The sequence below is a fragment of the Vibrio sp. B172a genome, from assembly GCF_030248355.1.
Lineage (GTDB): Bacteria > Pseudomonadota > Gammaproteobacteria > Enterobacterales > Vibrionaceae > Vibrio > Vibrio owensii.
This window is the reverse complement of sequence record NZ_JAHGAC010000020.1, coordinates 36,213-52,159: the sequence shown is the minus strand read 5'-3', so window position 1 is coordinate 52,159 and position 15,947 is coordinate 36,213. Positions and strand designations below refer to the sequence as shown.

Here is a 15,947-nt window from a genome sequence, read left to right as displayed (position 1 = left end):
CGACTCTGGCTTTTTCGTATTCGGTTATTAATCCGTAATCAGGCTAAGTTAGGATTCAAAAATCACCGTCGCAACGGCGTAATGACGCTCATCCGAAATGGACAGATGAACATGATTGACGCCCATCGACTCGGCGATTTGCTTCGCCACACCGGATAGGGACAATACTGGTTTACCAAACTCATCATTCGAAACCGTAAAATCATGGAAGGTCACGCCTTTTGCGATGCCAGTTCCTAACGCTTTTGAGGCCGCCTCTTTTACTGCGAAACGCTTCGCAAGGTAACGCCCTTTTTGCTTCAATTCAGCAAACTTTATCATTTCATCTTGCGACAAAATGCGCTTTGCGAATGGTTCACCAGTACGACCGAGCGCTTTTTCAATGCGCTCAATCTCTGCGATGTCAGTGCCTAATCCTAAAATTGCCATGCTTTAATCTGATTACTTACGAGCCGCAACCATAATGGCTTTCATTTCTGCCACAGATTTTTCTAGACCATCGAAAACGGCACGACCAATGATCGAGTGACCGATGTTTAGCTCGTAGATTTCTGGCAGTGCTGCGATTGGTGCAACGTTGTGGTAAGTCAGACCGTGACCTGCGTTTACGATGATACCTAGGTCATCAGCGTAGCTAGCGCCAGCTGCGATCTTCTTCAGTTCATCTTGCTGATCTTCTTCTGTTGTCGCGTCTGCGTAGTGACCAGTGTGAAGCTCAATATAAGGAGCGCCACAAGCTTTTGCCGCATCGATCTGTTGACGGTCAGCATCGATGAATAGAGAAACTTTGATGCCCGCTTCAGTTAGCTTTTGCGTTGCCGCTTTCACTTTCTCAAGTTGACCGACAACGTCCAGACCACCTTCTGTTGTCAACTCTTCACGTTTTTCAGGAACCAGACAAACGAACTCAGGCTTAGTTTGTAGCGCAATCTCAACCATCTCGTCCGTTACTGCCATTTCAAGGTTCATACGAGTTTGAATGGTTTCACGTAGGATGCGAACGTCACGATCTAGAATGTGGCGACGGTCTTCACGTAGGTGGATGGTAATACCGTCAGCACCTGCACGCTCTGCGATCTCAGCAGCATGAACTGGATCTGGGTATTTAGTACCACGTGCATTACGTAGAGTGGCAATATGGTCGATATTAACGCCTAAGTAGATTGAGCTCATTTTCCGTTACTCCGTGCTCGATATGTCTGAATGAATAATTCGCGACTTTTTAAAGGTTTGCCGCCAAGATACGGCTTTAATGCCATACGTGTAAAGCGTTTCGCCGCTTTTAATTGCTCTTTAGTGACGAATCGCCGTTCGCTAATCGCAATCAATTCATTCCCTAAAAATGTCAGGTTGTCGCGCCTTACTGAAGCTATGAATCCCTTTTGCTCACGATAACGGTAAGTCATCTCAGGATCGACAGGCTCCCCCGTCCCGGCACAATGTAAGAAATCGACGCCATAACCCATTGAAGACAGTAGGGCCAGTTCAAAACGACGCAATCCCGGTTCAGGGTTATCACTCTGAGCCAATTCCGTTAGTGCATGCAGATAATCATGAAACAGAGCTGGCATCGGCACTTCTGCCATTAACACGCGCCCGACTAATTCATTTACGTACATCGCGGAATAAAGGTTTATCCCGAACAACGGCAAGCCTAAACTGATTGGCTCTGCCTGACGTAAGGTTTTCATCGAACCTTTTCCGGACCATTTCAGCAATAGTGGCGTGAAAGGCTGTAATGCCCCTTTCAGATTGGAGCGTTTGCTGCGCGCGCCTTTCGCCATCAACGTGATACGGCCATACTCCTCGCTAAAAACATCAAGGATTAAGCTCGATTCACTGTAAGGGCGTCGGTGCAATACAAAGCAGCGCTGGAAGCCTTCTGAAGACTGGTTGCTCATTTCAATCAGTGTGCCTAAGTCGGTAATAAAAAATAAGGAGCCAAGTGGCTCCTTATTCTAATCGATATTATAATTTAGTCGATGTTGGAACGAAGTGTCTTCGTTACCAAACGTACAAGCAACCAAACTTATAGGTCGTCAATGTAACCTAGTGAGCGCAGTGCACGTTCGTCGTCTGCCCAACCAGATTTCACTTTTACCCAAGTCTCTAGGTAAACCTTACGACCGAATAACTCTTCCATATCTAGACGTGCTTCACGACCAATTGTCTTGATCTTCTCACCGCCTTTACCAATCACCATTTTCTTCTGACCATTACGTTCAACAAGAATCAGGGCGTTGATATGGAAACCGTCAGTTTCTGGGTTGTAATCGAAACGCTCAATCTCAACCGTTACCGAGTATGGCAGCTCTTCACCAGTAAAACGCATCAGCTTTTCACGCACGATTTCAGACGCCATGAAACGCTGAGAACGGTCGGTTACGTATTCTTCTGGGAAGTGATGCGTTGCTTCTGGCAAGTGATCGCGAACGTGCTTGCGCAGTACGTCGATGTTCTTACCTTGCTTTGCAGAGATTGGCACAACGTCAACGAAGTCCATCTTCTTAGACATGTCGGCCATGTGCATCATCACTTCGTTACGATCTTGCACGTTGTCTACTTTGTTCACACAAAGTACAACTGGGAAGTTCGACTTTTGAAGCTTAGTCAGCACCATCTCGTCGTCTTTTGTCCAATGTGTACCGTCGACCAAGAAGAATACTAGGTTCACATCACTTAGAGATGAGTTTGCTGCACGGTTCATCAAGCGGTTAATCGCGCGCTTTTCTTCAATGTGAAGTCCTGGCGTATCTACGTAGATCGCTTGGTAATCGCCGTCTGTGTCCACACCCATGATGCGGTGACGAGTCGTTTGCGGCTTACGAGATGTAATCGAAATCTTCTGACCAAGAATTTTGTTTAGAAGCGTCGATTTACCAACGTTTGGGCGACCAACAATCGCAATAAAGCCACAGTGCTGGTTTTCTGGTGAACTTACTTCACCATTGGATGCAAAAAATGCATCGATATCGAATTCGTTATCAGCCATTTGTTAATTGCTCAAGTGCTGTTTCAGCAGCCGCTTGTTCTGCCTTGCGGCGGCTGGTGCCTTTACCAATGACAGGCTTATCCACACCTGCTACGTCACACTCAACCGTGAACTCTTGGTTGTGCGCTTCACCTTTAATATTAGTCACTGTGTAGACAGGCAGTGGTTTTCTTCTGCCTTGCAGGAACTCTTGTAGGCGAGTTTTTGGATCTTTTTGTGATACGCCAGGCTTGATGGCTTCAAGACGCGAGTTGTACCAGCTCAGTACAATACCGCGCACGGCTTCAATATCACTATCAAGGTAAATCGCACCAATAATGGCTTCTACCGCATCGGCTAGAATAGAGTCTCGGCGGAATCCGCCACTCTTCAATTCACCTGGACCTAATTTTAAATAATCTCCTAGATCGAATTCACGACCCAGTTCCGCCAATGTGTGCCCACGTACCAAAGTAGCGCGCATACGGCTCATGTCACCTTCGTTCACTTTCGGGAAACGATGGTACAGATCATCAGCGATGACAAAACTTAAAATTGAATCGCCCAGAAACTCAAGACGTTCATTATGCTTGCTGTTGGCGCTGCGGTGAGTCAGCGCCAAGTTGATAAGCCCAGCATCCTTAAATTGGTAGCCGAGCTTTCTCTCTAGTTTATCAATTGGAGAATTCATACTCTCTCGATATGTAATGGTTAGTGAATACCACCGACGCGGTTAAAACGCACACCAGTTGGAATCCATGAAGGTAGAACGCTGTCCGCGCCACGATCAAACTCGAAGCTGATCCAGATCGCGACAGCTTTACCGACTAAGTTTGCTTCTGGAACAAAGCCCCAGTAACGGCTATCAGCACTATTATCACGGTTATCACCCATAACAAAGTACTGACCTTGTGGTACAACCCATTCGTTAATTCCCGGACGTGGCTGATAGTTCTGCACACGGTCACGAGCAAGCGGGTTCACCAAAACTTGGTGTTCAACTTCACCCAGTTTTTCATTCATCTGAATCAGAGGAATGCCATTTTGGATGAATTGGCTCTCTTCAACATTGCTCAATTTGACTGGCTTACAAGATGATTCACCTTTCGATTGAATACATACCTGTTTGTCAGCAGAGTAACGCACGGTATCACCAGGCAAACCAACCACACGTTTAATGTAGTCAATGTTTGGCTGTGGTGGGTATTTGAATACCACGATGTCGCCACGCTCAGGCTTGCCAGTTTCCACTAGCTGCGTGCGCCATACTGGGTCTTTCAAGCCGTATGCGTATTTCTCAACCAAAATGAAGTCACCCACTAGTAGGGTTGGCATCATTGAGCCTGAAGGGATTTGGAACGGTTCATAGATAAAAGAACGTAATACCAGTACGAATGCAATCACTGGAAAGATAGAGACGCTGTTCTCTACCCACCAAGGTTGGCTTTCTACTTTTTGTAGCGTCACCGCATCCAGACCATTTGCTGTTTGCGCTTGGATCTCCGCTACCTTTGCTTGACGTTTTTTCGCAAACACCAGCTTTTCTAGTAACCAAACTACGCCAGTTACCAAAGTCACGATAACTAGAATCAGTGAGAATGTATTCGCCATTAAATTCCCTTATCTAAAAATACGAAAGTGAAAGAGCCGAAACCCTTTCACTTATTTTACTATCTAACGTCTTATGACAGACAAGAGTACGAGATAGTTCAACTCTAGTCTTTACCAACGTGAAGAATCGCTAGGAACGCTTCTTGAGGCAGCTCTACGTTACCGATCTGCTTCATACGTTTCTTACCTTCTTTCTGTTTCTTCAGAAGTTTCTTCTTACGGCTCACGTCACCACCGTAACATTTCGCGATTACGTTCTTACGTAGCTGTTTCACGGTAGAACGCGCGATGATGTGGTTACCGATAGCCGCTTGGATCGCGATGTCGAACATCTGACGAGGGATGAATTCTTTCATCTTCTCTACAAGCTGACGACCACGAGTCTGAGACTGATCTTTGTGCGTAATCAACGCTAGTGCATCCACTTTGTCGCCGTTCAGTAGTACGTCTACGCGTACCATGTTCGATGCTTCAAAACGTTGGAAGTTGTAATCCAGAGACGCATAACCACGTGATGTAGACTTCAGACGGTCAAAGAAATCCAGTACTACTTCTGCCATTGGAATATCGTAAGTAACGGCTACTTGGTTACCGTGGTAAACCATATCTACCTGAGTACCACGTTTCTCAACACAAAGTGTGATTACGTTACCTAGGTAATCCGCAGGTACTAGGATGTTACAACGCGCGATAGGCTCACGGATCTCTTCGATGTCGTTAACCGCTGGCAGTTTTGCCGGGCTATCAACATACAGAGTCTCGCCGTTTGTTTGCTCAACTTCGTAAACTACTGTTGGTGCCGTTGTAATCAGGTCTAGGTCATATTCACGTTCTAGACGCTCTTGGATGATTTCCATGTGCAACATGCCAAGGAAACCACAACGGAAACCAAAGCCTAGTGCTGCAGAGTTTTCTGGCTCGTAGAATAGCGATGCGTCGTTAAGGCTCAGTTTGCCTAGTGCGTCACGGAAGTTTTCGTAATCATCAGAAGATACTGGGAACAGACCCGCGTATACCTGAGGTTTTACTTTCTTAAAGCCTGGTAGTGGCTTCTCGCTGCCGTTTTTCGCTAGTGTCAGCGTATCACCTACTGGTGCACCTAGGATGTCTTTGATACCACAAACTACCCAGCCTACTTCGCCAGTACGCAGAACATCAGTGTCCACTTGCTTAGGCGTGAAGATACCTAGACGGTCTACACCCCAAGTTTGACCTGTGCTCATTACTTTGATCTTGTCGTTTTTCTTCAGTGAGCCGTTTTTAATACGAACCAAAGAAACAACGCCAAGGTAGTTATCGAACCATGAGTCGATGATCAGCGCTTGAAGTGGCGCGTCTGGATCACCTTCTGGTGCTGGAATTGCTGATACGATGTTTTCTAGAACGTCATCTACACCGATACCTGTCTTTGCAGAACAGCGAGTAGCTTCCATTGCATCAATACCAACGATTTCTTCAATTTCTTCCGCTACACGCTCAGGATCGGCTGCTGGTAGGTCAATCTTGTTCAGGATTGGCACAACCTCTAGATCCATTTCGATCGCGGTGTAACAGTTAGCTAGCGTTTGAGCCTCTACACCCTGACCTGCGTCAACCACCAGTAGCGCACCTTCACAAGCGGCTAGAGAACGTGATACTTCGTACGCAAAGTCAACGTGTCCCGGAGTATCGATGAAGTTCAACTGGTACGTTTCGCCGTCTTTAGCGGTGTAGTTCAGCGTCACACTCTGAGATTTGATGGTGATACCACGCTCACGTTCAAGATCCATAGAATCCAGAACCTGTGCGGCCATTTCACGATCGCTTAATCCACCACAAACTTGGATTAGACGGTCAGATAGGGTCGACTTACCATGGTCGATGTGGGCGATAATCGAAAAGTTGCGAATGTGCTTCATAGATTTAGGGTGACTAACTCTTTACAAATAGGGACAGTAAGAAAGCCGTCAGTTGACGGCATTTCAATCAAGTTGGCAGATTCTACCCAATTTCGTTAACGGGCGCACCTTATTTAAAGTTTAGAACTTATTGAATAGGTTCACCGAGAACTCGAATGAGGGTGACTTGACGTTTGGACTCATCTTCTAGCGGGCGTGACACACGTTTTGCGAGCCACATACCACCAGCCGCGAACAATACCGAAGCGAGGATGGTAATACCCTCACCACCAGCGGTTAAAGGCACAAGCAGGAAGTTGCCAATCACGGCACCGAGAATCAAACCAAATAGAGGAAGAAGGTAGACCGCCATGGCTGATTTGATCAGGCTTGCTTCAGGGAAGCCAATTTCCACCACTTGGCCAACTTTGACGGATTTTGGGGTACGCAAATGCCACGACAGCGTTTTGTTACCAATCGCTTTGGTAACCACACCAGTGCCGCAGCTTTTTTGCGATGAACAGCTGCTGCAACTGGTCTGTTGCTCGCAGCTGAGATCGACATCATATTGCTGACCGTGACGATGAACACCCGTCACAGTAGCCAATGCAGTCATCATTGCACTTCACTCTTTGTTACATTAAAAGTGACCGATTGTGCGATGCGCTGAGCCGTTGTTGGTGGGATATCACCTACAACAGAGATTTCGTGGTTGCCATTAATAAAGCTATGTAGAGTGCGACGACCTTGACGAACCAGCTGACCTTTCAGCGAATGCTCATCTTTGTTCGCCACATACACAGAGAAACTAAACAGCCCATCTGAGTACAATTGGCTTTCTACCATTTGGTCGGTCACCGCCATACGGTAGCGATTCAGTTCATTTGCTTGGAAACCTTCTGGTATCCAACCCACAGTCCAATCGCTGGTGCCAATATCGCCTTTCGGCATGGTCAAAACACCAGGTAATTGAACCTCTTCCAAACCGCTCATCAGCTCGCCAATTTTAGGGTTCACTGAGTAAGAGATAGTTCGGTACTGTTCAAGCATTTCACCATCGCGATCGACAAGATCAGCACGCAGTGGCAACTTACTCTTCTCATCAATCCACAACACATAAGAATAACGCAGGCCATCTTTTGGCACGATACGTAGCACTTGTGTTGGTACGCCTGCTTCACGGGCACGACCTACTTTTACATAGTCGTAGTACAAGTTTAGCTCGTCGATGTTCGCGTTCAGCATCGGCATGATTGGAGCAACCATTTTACCCGATTCGATGGTAAACGGTTCCGCGCCGGTTTCGATGTAGCTTACTTCAGTGCCGCGACGAATAACCTCACGCACAGGACCGCTCAGGTACACAAGATGTGCGTACTGGTCTTTGTCGTGAGTCGCATGACGATACAGCAAAGGTTCAATGCTGTTCTTTTTGATAAGGATATAAGAGAGTTCGTAGCTTAAATTCTTGCTCGCCTCGCTCATTTGATGCAATAAAGCCTCCGCTGGCTTATCACCAGCAAAGGCTTGCGAAGACATCAGACTGAACAGAGCGCAAGCGCTGATCAGAAATTTTTTCATTCAATATCCGGAGTCAGATGTGCATCTTGCTGAGACGCATCACTGTTAATTCTTAGCTGCAGTTCGTAGTCACGAAGCATAGCATGAACGCGTTTGCGTTGCTCTTGCATATTTGCTTCACCAACCGAACGCTCTACGGATTCACGCGTCAAGCTTACTGGTTCAGCGCTGCCAGCGAATGGCACGGTTTGAAGCACAGGAAGTTGATCGGCTTGTGGCGACATTGGGTCGCTACCACCGTATTGTTGCACACCTAAAATCACAACGAGTGACACACACGCAGCGACCGCAACTTGACCAAACTGGGTCAACCAAGCTGGCAATTGGCGTTTCGCTTTTTGTGGCTCTGGTTGCGACTCTTTTGGCGCGTCGTTAATTGAAATCACGTTTGCACTGCGCGAATCGATAGCACGATGCACAGGCTCGTCTTCTAACGCTAACGCTACGCTTTCAGCAATATTCCACTCAGGCTTTGCTGGCGCTTCGCCTCGCATCACATCACCAATCAGGTGATAGTTCTGCCAAGCATCACGGCTCTCTTGGTCTTGCTCTAATTCTTGAATTAAAGCCTTATCGACCAATTCTCCATCCATGAGAGCTGAAAGTTTTTCTTTGTCAGCCATTGTTTTCACCATAGTTATCACTTGTACTAGCGCTGCAAAAGAGGTTTGATTTTCTTTTCCACCGCCTCACGAGCACGGAAGATACGTGATCGTACCGTTCCCACCGGGCAATCCATTACTTCAGCAATTTCCTCATAGCTTAAGCCGTCAAGCTCACGCAGAGTCATTGCCGTTTTCAAATCTTCAGGTAAGGCTTCGATTGCGCTGAACACTACCCGTTGCAATTCTTTGGACAACGTTAAGTTCTCAGGGTTCGAAATTTCTTTCAGTGCATTACCTGTTTCGTAAAATTCAGCATCTTCAGCATCAACATCCGTCGCAGGCGGTCTACGACCCTGAGCAACGATATGATTCTTCGCAGTATTCACCGCAATGCGATACAGCCAAGTGTAAAACGCACTCTCCCCGCGAAAGCTAGGGATAGCTCGGTAAGCCTTGATAAACGCTTCTTGTGCTACATCTGGAACATCGCCAGGATTACTTACGTATCTGGAAATAAGATTACATACCTTGTTCTGATACTTTGTTACCAGCAGGTTGAATGCTTGCTTATCTCCATTCTGAACTCGCTCAATCAATACTTGATCGGTCAGCTGCTCGTTCATTCGAGCGGATACTCCTATTTGTTATGCCCCTACTCTTCTCAGATATGGGTACTAATTATGCAAAACGTAGTATTGACACCACTGCTTACTTGAGCACTATTGTGACTCCGACGTGAATGAGAAAGTTCCATAGTTTCTCAAATTTTTTGTCATTGTTTTTTCACAGTGTGATGTCACTAGCCAAATCCCTCGCCACGTCTGAATTACGTCTCGTTTTGACAAGCGAGCATAGTGTTAGGGAAATGGGTATAATGGATGATCTCTGTCCCAGATTGTGCTGGGTAGAGCCTAGAAAAGCAATGGCATTGACAAACTATTACTTTTTGTTGGCACGGCTAATGGCTATCTGAACAACGCGTTTAAAATAAAACTCAGGAAGCATTCGCATGTCATCGACATGCAAAAATAAGAGTGGCACAAGTCACCAGAGTTGCGGTGATTTAGATACCTCCCAACTTAGCCCTTAGCGACGGATGTCGCGTTAATGGATGCACATGGTGTGCAAAATATACACAAGGTAGCCTTGTTACCTTAGCTTGGGATTGTAAAAGTAATATGAACACAAATCGTGAACATGAATGTGATGTGTTAGTGGTAGGGAGTGGCGCCGCGGGCTTGTCGTTGGCTTTGCGTGTCGCAAACCACTGTAAGGTGATGGTTCTAAGTAAAGGACCACGTAGCGAAGGCGCGACGTTTTACGCGCAAGGTGGTATCGCTGCGGTATTTGATGAGTCGGACACCATTGAGTCTCACGTTGAAGATACACAAATTGCCGGAGATGGTATCTGTGACGAAGAGACGGTTAAATTCATCGCGGAAAACTCAAAAGAGTGCGTGCAATGGTTGATTGATGGCGGCGTACCATTTGACCGTGAAGATGATGATTCTGACGATGAGCCACGTTATCACTTAACTCGCGAAGGCGGACACAGCCGTCGTCGTATTTTGCACGCGGCCGATGCCACTGGCATGGCAATGCAAACTTCTCTGCAAGACAACGCACACAGCCACCCAAACATTCATGTTCTTGAACGTCACAATGCTCTGGATTTGATCACCGAAGATAAAATTGGCGGCGACAAAAACAAGATCATTGGTGCTTATATTTGGAACCGCAACGAAGAGCAAGTTGAAACTGTTCGTGCAAAATTTGTTGTTCTCGCAACGGGCGGTGCTTCCAAAGTTTACCAATACACATCTAACCCAGACGTCTCTTCTGGTGATGGTATCGCAATCGCGTGGCGCGCAGGCTGTCGCGTTGCGAACATGGAATTCAACCAATTCCACCCGACCTGTCTGTTCCATCCAGAAGCGCGCAATTTCTTACTAACAGAAGCGTTGCGTGGTGAGGGTGCGTATTTACGTCGTCCTGATGGCTCACGATTTATGCCAGATTTCGATGAGCGTAAAGAGCTTGCTCCGCGTGATGTCGTGGCTCGCGCTATCGACTTCGAAATGAAGCGCTTAGGTGCTGACTGCATGTATCTCGACATCAGCCATAAGCCAGCAGATTTCATTACTAAGCATTTCCCAACCATCTACTCTCGTTTGATGGATTTGGGTATCGACATGACTAAAGAGCCAATCCCAATCGTACCTGCGGCGCACTACACATGCGGCGGCGTCATGGTCGATCAAAACGGCCATACCGATCTGAAGAACCTCTACGCGATTGGTGAAGTGAGCTACACAGGCTTGCACGGTGCGAACCGTATGGCATCGAACTCGCTACTTGAGTGTGTGGTTTACGCATGGTCGGCAGCCAAAGATATTCTTAAACATCACAACGAAGTAGAACTAGCACCACAGGTTCCATGTTGGGATGAAAGCCAAGTCACCAACAGTGATGAAGAAGTGATCATCCAACACAACTGGCATGAGCTGCGCCTATTTATGTGGGATTACATGGGTATCGTTCGTACCGATAAACGTCTTGAACGCGCACTGCGCCGTATCCAGATGCTGCAACAAGAAACGCACGAGTACTACAGTCACTTCCGCGTATCAAACAACTTGCTAGAGTTACGTAACCTGCTGCAAGTCGCAGAGCTGATGGTGCGTTGTGCGATGCAGCGTAAAGAGAGTCGCGGTCTGCACTACACCTTGGATTATCCAAACCAGCTAGAAAACAGCGGCCCAACGATTCTTACGCCAAACAAATAGCACTGACACTAAAAGTAACAGTCAGATATAAGGTCAAATGGGAGCTTCGGCTCCTATTTTCCATTGTCGTAATATCAAACACAGTTGACGATATGCCACGTCTTCACAACTGTCTCGCCAAATCGTGACTTTCTCACCCGACACTAATTCAAACGTGACTTTGAACGCCGCCGCCGACACATCAACACTCGATATTGTCGAAGTTTGTTTGTCATTGCGTACTGTGCCATCACGATGCAAATACCAACCGCCGCAGGCTGAAGGCACGACAAAGCCACCTTGCAATTGGCAACGGATAATCAGTAGTAACAGATAAGTTGATAAGACGAGTGGGATATCAGAGCAGATAACCGCCCAAACGCAACCTAGGAGAAGAAGTTGGTTGGCAATTTGGGCGTATAGAGAAGTGTTAACTTTAAGATTAACGAACCTTGCTGAGGTTGTGTGCGACAATTTTATCAACCATCGATGCATGACCTAGGTTTTCGCTGCGACCGTGGCCCATCACCCAAGTAAACAGATCGGGATCATCGCATTCTAGTAGTGAGACGAAATCACGCTGCTCTTGCTCATTTAGTGCATCAAAGCACTCTTCAAAAAACGGCATAATCACCACGTCAAGCTCAAGCATGCCACGACGACAAGCCCATTTAATACGCGCCTTTTCTTCCGCAGTGTACATTCAGTATTCCTTCATAGATGTCTTGTTCTTAGTGCGGAGTGTAACAAGGGATGTGCAACGTCACTAGTGTGCGGGTCACAATATGTAGCCAAGTCGCTGCAAATCCTGAACGCATTTAATAAACAAACGTTCAGCAAAGCCAAACACCTTAAAATTGAGTGGGTATATTGAGTGCTGACAAATGCCGATTCTGCATTTAACATAGCTGAAAAATATCTTCAAAAGGCATTGTAATCATGGAATGGCAAACTCGCTTTTCACCGCTGAACCTATCGACACAAGACGCACTACCTGAGCTGTCTATCTCGCTATTGGATAACCTAGGTATGATCACCATGATTGGAGACGACAAAAAGTCGTACCTACACGGTCAAGTTACCTGCGATGTGGTTTCTCTTGAGAAAGACCAATCAATGTTGGGTGCACATTGTGATGCGAAAGGTAAAGTGTGGAGTGTCTTCCGCCTATTCCACCATAACGATGGCTATGCAATGGTTCAGCCGAAATCAGCGATTGAAGTGGAACTAAAAGAAATCAAAAAGTACGCGGTATTCTCGAAAGTGACCATCGAAGAGTCTAGCGACATCGTGCTGGGTGTTGCTGGTGAGAATGCAGATGCGTTCATCTCAACATTAAATGCTGATTCTGGCGACGTGCGTACAGTTGAAGGTGGCACTGCAGTCAAAGTCGCTTCAAACCGCTGGTTGCTTGCGCTTACAGCAGAAGCTGCACAATCGTTAGTGGAAGATAGCCAAGCAACACTGACAACCTATGAGCTTTGGACCCGTTTCGATATTGAAGCAGCACTACCATACGTGGCAGCAGATGCGCAAAACGAGCACATTCCACAAGCACTAAACCTACAAGTGCTTGGCGGCATCAGCTTTACGAAAGGCTGTTACACAGGTCAAGAAACCGTAGCGCGCGCGAAATACCGCGGCACCAACAAACGTGCAATGTACATTGTTAAAGGTGCAACCGCTGAAGCCTTAGGTGAAGGTGCAATCGAATTGGAACGTAGCGTCGGTGAAAACTGGCGTTCAGTGGGTGCATTGCTCACACATTACCAATTCAGCGACAACCAAGCGATGGGGCTCATTGTATTACCAAACAACCTAGACGATGACACTCGTCTGCGCTTGGTTGCTCAACCTGAGTGTGAATGGGAAATCGCAGCATTGCCGTACAGCCTTGACGATGAGTAATACCATTCATACCCCTTTGATGCAGTTTTTGGCGGACCAAAACATCGAGTACCGCCTTCTTCCTCATCAAAGGCCAGCAACAACCATTGAGGATGCCGCGCAACAACGCGGCATTCGCCCTTCTCAAATGGTCAAAGCGATTCTTTTGCGTGATATGGGAAATCAATATGCGCTTGCTTGTGCACCAGGTGATCGTAGCGTTGATCCAAAGAAGGTGCGCGCATTACTGCAGTGCCGTCGTATGACGTGTGTTGATCAAGCGGACGTAGAAGCGATTACCGGATACAAGATTGGTACTGTCACACCACTACTCTTAAAACGCTACATGCCGATCGTATTTGATCCAAGTTTGCTTGAAGAAAAAGAAATCACCATTAGCAGCGGAGATCGTATGGCTGGCTTAGCGCTATCCATCGATGATCTAATCCAATTATGCCAACCAACCATGGCTGATATCTGTCGCTAACATGTAATCAAGCGCAGGATTCTCACTCCTGCGTGATCTCACTCATATCTCTCCGATTACACTTAAGAATTTTTAATCATTTTTAAAACATAAATAGTCACGCATAAAAAACTCGTATATGCTGAATTCGTTGGTTAAGTTTTCAACAACGACTTAGCTAACGTAAAGTGAATCTGCTGACTTGTATGACAGCGTTCATTAAGTCAGTCGTCCACTTTTGTGTAATGCATCTGTGACTATTCGCCCGCCGAAGCGGGCTTTTTTTTGCGTGGAACTTTTTCCCTTTTTCTTCCTCTAACTCAATGAAAGCAATGCATTTGAGGTTTCAACCTCGTCAAAACGAACAAAATGCAACCCATTGAGTAAAAACATTTAGCAAACAATCATTTTCCTTCTATTCTTATTTCTGTAACAAAACTGTTGCTTAATGCACCACGTAAGAACAGGAGGACTCAAGGACTGGTTCCTTCGATAATGATTTTTTGAGGTAATCCTCACGCTATTTGAGATATGACTCTGTCAATTTGTCTAAGGCAGCACAAATCTCTAAAGCCAAGTACCTCAACTGCACTTAATACTATTGCTGTCACAATAATTTTTACGCGAAAAACGTAGAATAACTGGGCTAGGTAAGAGATAAGGAAGAGTAAATATGAGACTGTTTAAGCGCTATACACCAGGTATGATTGCTAAACACATAAGTCGTCTTTTTAAAGGAAGAATTTATATTTACGGAGTCGGTAAGTTCGAGTTTGATAACGGAAAATTGATGTTGCCAGAGAAAGCTGAGAAACGTCACTTTCAGGCAGTAAAAGAGATTAACCAAGAGATTATGAAGCTCAGATGCGCATACGCTTAGCTTAAACATCGATGTAATAAGAAAGGCTGGATTAACCAGCCTTTTTTGTGTCTTCTATTCGTGAAGCGAGAAACGCGCTTATTGACGCGCTAGTTCCGGCAAATTGCCTTTCAAGCCTAATGCGCGCTTCATGATTTCATCTTTCGCACCCGGCAGTTGTCCTGCTAGGCTCAAACCAATACCACGAACCAACTTCTTGGCAGGGTTCTCACCGGAGAACAGATCACGGAAGCCTTGCATTGCCGCTATCATCTTCGCCGCTTCAGCTTTGCGCCAACGCTCGTAACCACGTAGATTACGTTTGGTGCCAATGTCTTGCCCTTGTTTCCACAGCGCCAACACTTCTTGCGCTAAGCTCGCCGCATCTAATAACCCAAGGTTCACACCCTGCCCTGCTAGTGGATGAATTGTGTGTGCTGCATCGCCAACTAACGCCACGCGTTCAACCACAAAGTCACGCGCATAACGCATCTTAAGTGGGAATGCTGCACGTTCACCAACCACTTCACACAAACCTAAACGCGCATCAAATTCGCTAGTCAGTGCTTTATTGAACTCTTGCTCATTCATCACCAGCAATTGCTCAGCACGGTTTGGCTCGGTAGACCACACAATCGAACACATGTGCGGATCAGACATTGGAAGGAAAGCCAATGGACCTTGTGGTGTAAAGATCTGACGCGCAACACTATTGTGTGGATCAGCGGTTTTCACGTTCGCGACAAGTGCACTATGACCGTAATCCCAATGCGTTAGTGGGATATCCATTTGGTTACGCAGCCAAGAGTTTGCACCATCTGCGCCAACAACCAACTTAGCAGTCATGGCCTGACCATTGTCGAGCGTTAGCCAGCTTTCTTGCTCACCCACCGCAAGCGTTGCACAGCGGGCAGGCATAAACAGTGTTACGTTATCCAGCTTTTGTACTTGTTCTAGCAACGCTAATTGAATCACGCGGTTTTCAACGATATGACCAAGGTCTGGTTGAGCCATGCTTTGTGCATCAAATGCGATGTTAGCGAAACTGTCTTGCTCCCAAACCTCCATCGCATAATAAGGAGAAGCACGACGCTGCTCGATACCCTGCCAAGCACCAAGGTTACGAAGGATAGTTTCACTTGAACGGCTCAACGCCGATACGCGTACATCTGGCAGTTCATTTAGTGTGTCGTTTGGTACTGCGCCTTCGATAACGGCTACTCGCAGGTCACTGTCCTTAAAAGCGGCCGCCAATGCTAAACCTACCATTCCACCGCCGATGATGGCGATATCTACACTTTGCATCATTGCTTTTGTTACCTAAT

The 15,947-nt window shown here is 46.5% G+C and carries 18 protein-coding genes; 4 read left to right on the top strand and 14 right to left on the bottom strand.

All coding sequences use genetic code 11. The features are described from left to right. Positions 1-48: 48 nt before the first annotated feature. The 11 genes from acpS to rpoE form a co-directional block, all read right to left on the bottom strand. A complete protein-coding gene (acpS, locus tag KIT90_RS18305; RefSeq protein WP_240305008.1) occupies positions 49-429 on the bottom strand; it encodes a holo-ACP synthase in 381 nt (126 codons plus the stop codon). A 12-nt stretch (positions 430-441) separates the two neighbouring features. Next, complete coding sequence (pdxJ, locus tag KIT90_RS18300; RefSeq protein WP_005426507.1) at positions 442-1,173, bottom strand: pyridoxine 5'-phosphate synthase; 732 nt, start codon at positions 1,171-1,173, stop codon at positions 442-444. Continuing rightward, on the bottom strand, positions 1,170-1,901 hold the full coding sequence (recO, locus tag KIT90_RS18295; protein ID WP_005426504.1) for a DNA repair protein RecO: 732 nt from the start codon (positions 1,899-1,901) through the stop codon (positions 1,170-1,172). The genes pdxJ and recO overlap by 4 nt, the downstream gene beginning before the upstream one ends. Positions 1,902-2,029: 128 nt before the next feature. After that, entirely contained in the window at positions 2,030-2,992 is a 963-nt protein-coding gene (era, locus tag KIT90_RS18290) for a GTPase Era (protein ID WP_005436447.1), read from the bottom strand. Further along, a complete protein-coding gene (rnc, locus tag KIT90_RS18285) occupies positions 2,985-3,662 on the bottom strand; it encodes a ribonuclease III (RefSeq protein WP_005436448.1) in 678 nt (225 codons plus the stop codon). The genes era and rnc overlap by 8 nt, the downstream gene beginning before the upstream one ends. Before the next feature lie 20 nt (positions 3,663-3,682). Beyond that, on the bottom strand, positions 3,683-4,582 hold the full coding sequence (lepB, locus tag KIT90_RS18280; protein ID WP_285377915.1) for a signal peptidase I: 900 nt from the start codon (positions 4,580-4,582) through the stop codon (positions 3,683-3,685). Positions 4,583-4,686: 104 nt separating this feature from the next. Beyond that, complete coding sequence (lepA, locus tag KIT90_RS18275; RefSeq protein ID WP_005436452.1) at positions 4,687-6,480, bottom strand: translation elongation factor 4; 1,794 nt, start codon at positions 6,478-6,480, stop codon at positions 4,687-4,689. Between the two features lie 127 nt (positions 6,481-6,607). After that, complete coding sequence (locus KIT90_RS18270) at positions 6,608-7,078, bottom strand: SoxR reducing system RseC family protein (RefSeq protein WP_020196171.1); 471 nt, start codon at positions 7,076-7,078, stop codon at positions 6,608-6,610. Then, the gene (gene rseB, locus KIT90_RS18265; RefSeq protein WP_285377912.1) at positions 7,075-8,040 is read right to left on the bottom strand and encodes a sigma-E factor regulatory protein RseB; all 966 of its coding nucleotides are present in this window, start codon (positions 8,038-8,040) and stop codon (positions 7,075-7,077) included. The genes KIT90_RS18270 and rseB overlap by 4 nt, the downstream gene beginning before the upstream one ends. Continuing rightward, positions 8,037-8,663 (bottom strand): sigma-E factor negative regulatory protein, encoded by a 627-nt coding sequence (locus tag KIT90_RS18260; protein WP_005449785.1) that lies wholly within the window; start codon positions 8,661-8,663, stop codon positions 8,037-8,039. The genes rseB and KIT90_RS18260 overlap by 4 nt, the downstream gene beginning before the upstream one ends. A gap of 26 nt (positions 8,664-8,689) precedes the next feature. Beyond that, positions 8,690-9,268, bottom strand: coding sequence for an RNA polymerase sigma factor RpoE (gene rpoE, locus KIT90_RS18255; protein ID WP_005436461.1), 579 nt, complete (start codon positions 9,266-9,268; stop codon positions 8,690-8,692). Between the two features lie 555 nt (positions 9,269-9,823). On the opposite strand from rpoE, the gene nadB reads away from it, so the two are divergent. Continuing rightward, the gene (gene nadB, locus KIT90_RS18250) at positions 9,824-11,431 is read left to right on the top strand and encodes an L-aspartate oxidase (protein WP_009707603.1); all 1,608 of its coding nucleotides are present in this window, start codon (positions 9,824-9,826) and stop codon (positions 11,429-11,431) included. A 33-nt stretch (positions 11,432-11,464) separates the two neighbouring features. Here nadB and KIT90_RS27940 read toward each other — a convergent pair whose 3' ends face one another. Then, on the bottom strand, positions 11,465-11,905 hold the full coding sequence (locus KIT90_RS27940; protein WP_354391130.1) for a protein YgfX: 441 nt from the start codon (positions 11,903-11,905) through the stop codon (positions 11,465-11,467). Continuing rightward, positions 11,853-12,113 (bottom strand): succinate dehydrogenase assembly factor 2, encoded by a 261-nt coding sequence (locus KIT90_RS18240; RefSeq protein WP_005429937.1) that lies wholly within the window; start codon positions 12,111-12,113, stop codon positions 11,853-11,855. Before KIT90_RS18240 ends, KIT90_RS27940 begins: the two co-directional genes overlap by 53 nt. A 236-nt stretch (positions 12,114-12,349) precedes the next feature. Here KIT90_RS18240 and ygfZ point away from each other — a divergent pair, with 236 nt between their 5' ends. From ygfZ to KIT90_RS18225, 3 genes are all read left to right on the top strand, one after another. After that, positions 12,350-13,318: a tRNA-modifying protein YgfZ gene (gene ygfZ / locus KIT90_RS18235; RefSeq protein WP_285377908.1), complete on the top strand. Its 969-nt coding sequence runs from the start codon at positions 12,350-12,352 to the stop codon at positions 13,316-13,318. Beyond that, positions 13,311-13,784, top strand: a complete 474-nt coding sequence (locus KIT90_RS18230) for an aminoacyl-tRNA deacylase (RefSeq protein ID WP_009707606.1) — start codon at positions 13,311-13,313, stop codon at positions 13,782-13,784. The genes ygfZ and KIT90_RS18230 overlap by 8 nt, the downstream gene beginning before the upstream one ends. Positions 13,785-14,436: 652 nt before the next feature. Next, entirely contained in the window at positions 14,437-14,643 is a 207-nt protein-coding gene (locus KIT90_RS18225; RefSeq protein WP_005449772.1) for a DUF1107 domain-containing protein, read from the top strand. Positions 14,644-14,721: 78 nt separating this feature from the next. Here KIT90_RS18225 and KIT90_RS18220 read toward each other — a convergent pair whose 3' ends face one another. Then, positions 14,722-15,930, bottom strand: coding sequence for an FAD-dependent 2-octaprenylphenol hydroxylase (locus KIT90_RS18220; protein ID WP_285377907.1), 1,209 nt, complete (start codon positions 15,928-15,930; stop codon positions 14,722-14,724). Positions 15,931-15,947: the final 17 nt, after the last annotated feature.

Bases quoted from the DNA above. Each gene is read 5' to 3' on its own strand.
- KIT90_RS18225 (WP_005449772.1), top strand. From the start codon at position 14,437: ATGAGACTGTTTAAGCGCTATACACCAGGTATGATTGCTAAACACATA.
- rnc (WP_005436448.1), bottom strand. From the start codon at position 3,662: ATGAATTCTCCAATTGATAAACTAGAGAGAAAGCTCGGCTACCAATTT.
- rpoE (WP_005436461.1), bottom strand. From the start codon at position 9,268: ATGAACGAGCAGCTGACCGATCAAGTATTGATTGAGCGAGTTCAGAAT.
- KIT90_RS27940 (WP_354391130.1), bottom strand. From the start codon at position 11,905: ATGCATCGATGGTTGATAAAATTGTCGCACACAACCTCAGCAAGGTTC.
- nadB (WP_009707603.1), top strand. From the start codon at position 9,824: ATGAACACAAATCGTGAACATGAATGTGATGTGTTAGTGGTAGGGAGT.
- KIT90_RS18220 (WP_285377907.1), bottom strand. From the start codon at position 15,930: ATGATGCAAAGTGTAGATATCGCCATCATCGGCGGTGGAATGGTAGGT.
- lepA (WP_005436452.1), bottom strand. From the start codon at position 6,480: ATGAAGCACATTCGCAACTTTTCGATTATCGCCCACATCGACCATGGT.
- KIT90_RS18230 (WP_009707606.1), top strand. From the start codon at position 13,311: ATGAGTAATACCATTCATACCCCTTTGATGCAGTTTTTGGCGGACCAA.
- pdxJ (WP_005426507.1), bottom strand. From the start codon at position 1,173: ATGAGCTCAATCTACTTAGGCGTTAATATCGACCATATTGCCACTCTA.
- KIT90_RS18270 (WP_020196171.1), bottom strand. From the start codon at position 7,078: ATGATGACTGCATTGGCTACTGTGACGGGTGTTCATCGTCACGGTCAG.
- ygfZ (WP_285377908.1), top strand. From the start codon at position 12,350: ATGGAATGGCAAACTCGCTTTTCACCGCTGAACCTATCGACACAAGAC.
- KIT90_RS18260 (WP_005449785.1), bottom strand. From the start codon at position 8,663: ATGGCTGACAAAGAAAAACTTTCAGCTCTCATGGATGGAGAATTGGTC.
- KIT90_RS18240 (WP_005429937.1), bottom strand. From the start codon at position 12,113: ATGTACACTGCGGAAGAAAAGGCGCGTATTAAATGGGCTTGTCGTCGT.
- rseB (WP_285377912.1), bottom strand. From the start codon at position 8,040: ATGAAAAAATTTCTGATCAGCGCTTGCGCTCTGTTCAGTCTGATGTCT.
- acpS (WP_240305008.1), bottom strand. From the start codon at position 429: ATGGCAATTTTAGGATTAGGCACTGACATCGCAGAGATTGAGCGCATT.
- lepB (WP_285377915.1), bottom strand. From the start codon at position 4,582: ATGGCGAATACATTCTCACTGATTCTAGTTATCGTGACTTTGGTAACT.
- recO (WP_005426504.1), bottom strand. From the start codon at position 1,901: ATGAGCAACCAGTCTTCAGAAGGCTTCCAGCGCTGCTTTGTATTGCAC.
- era (WP_005436447.1), bottom strand. From the start codon at position 2,992: ATGGCTGATAACGAATTCGATATCGATGCATTTTTTGCATCCAATGGT.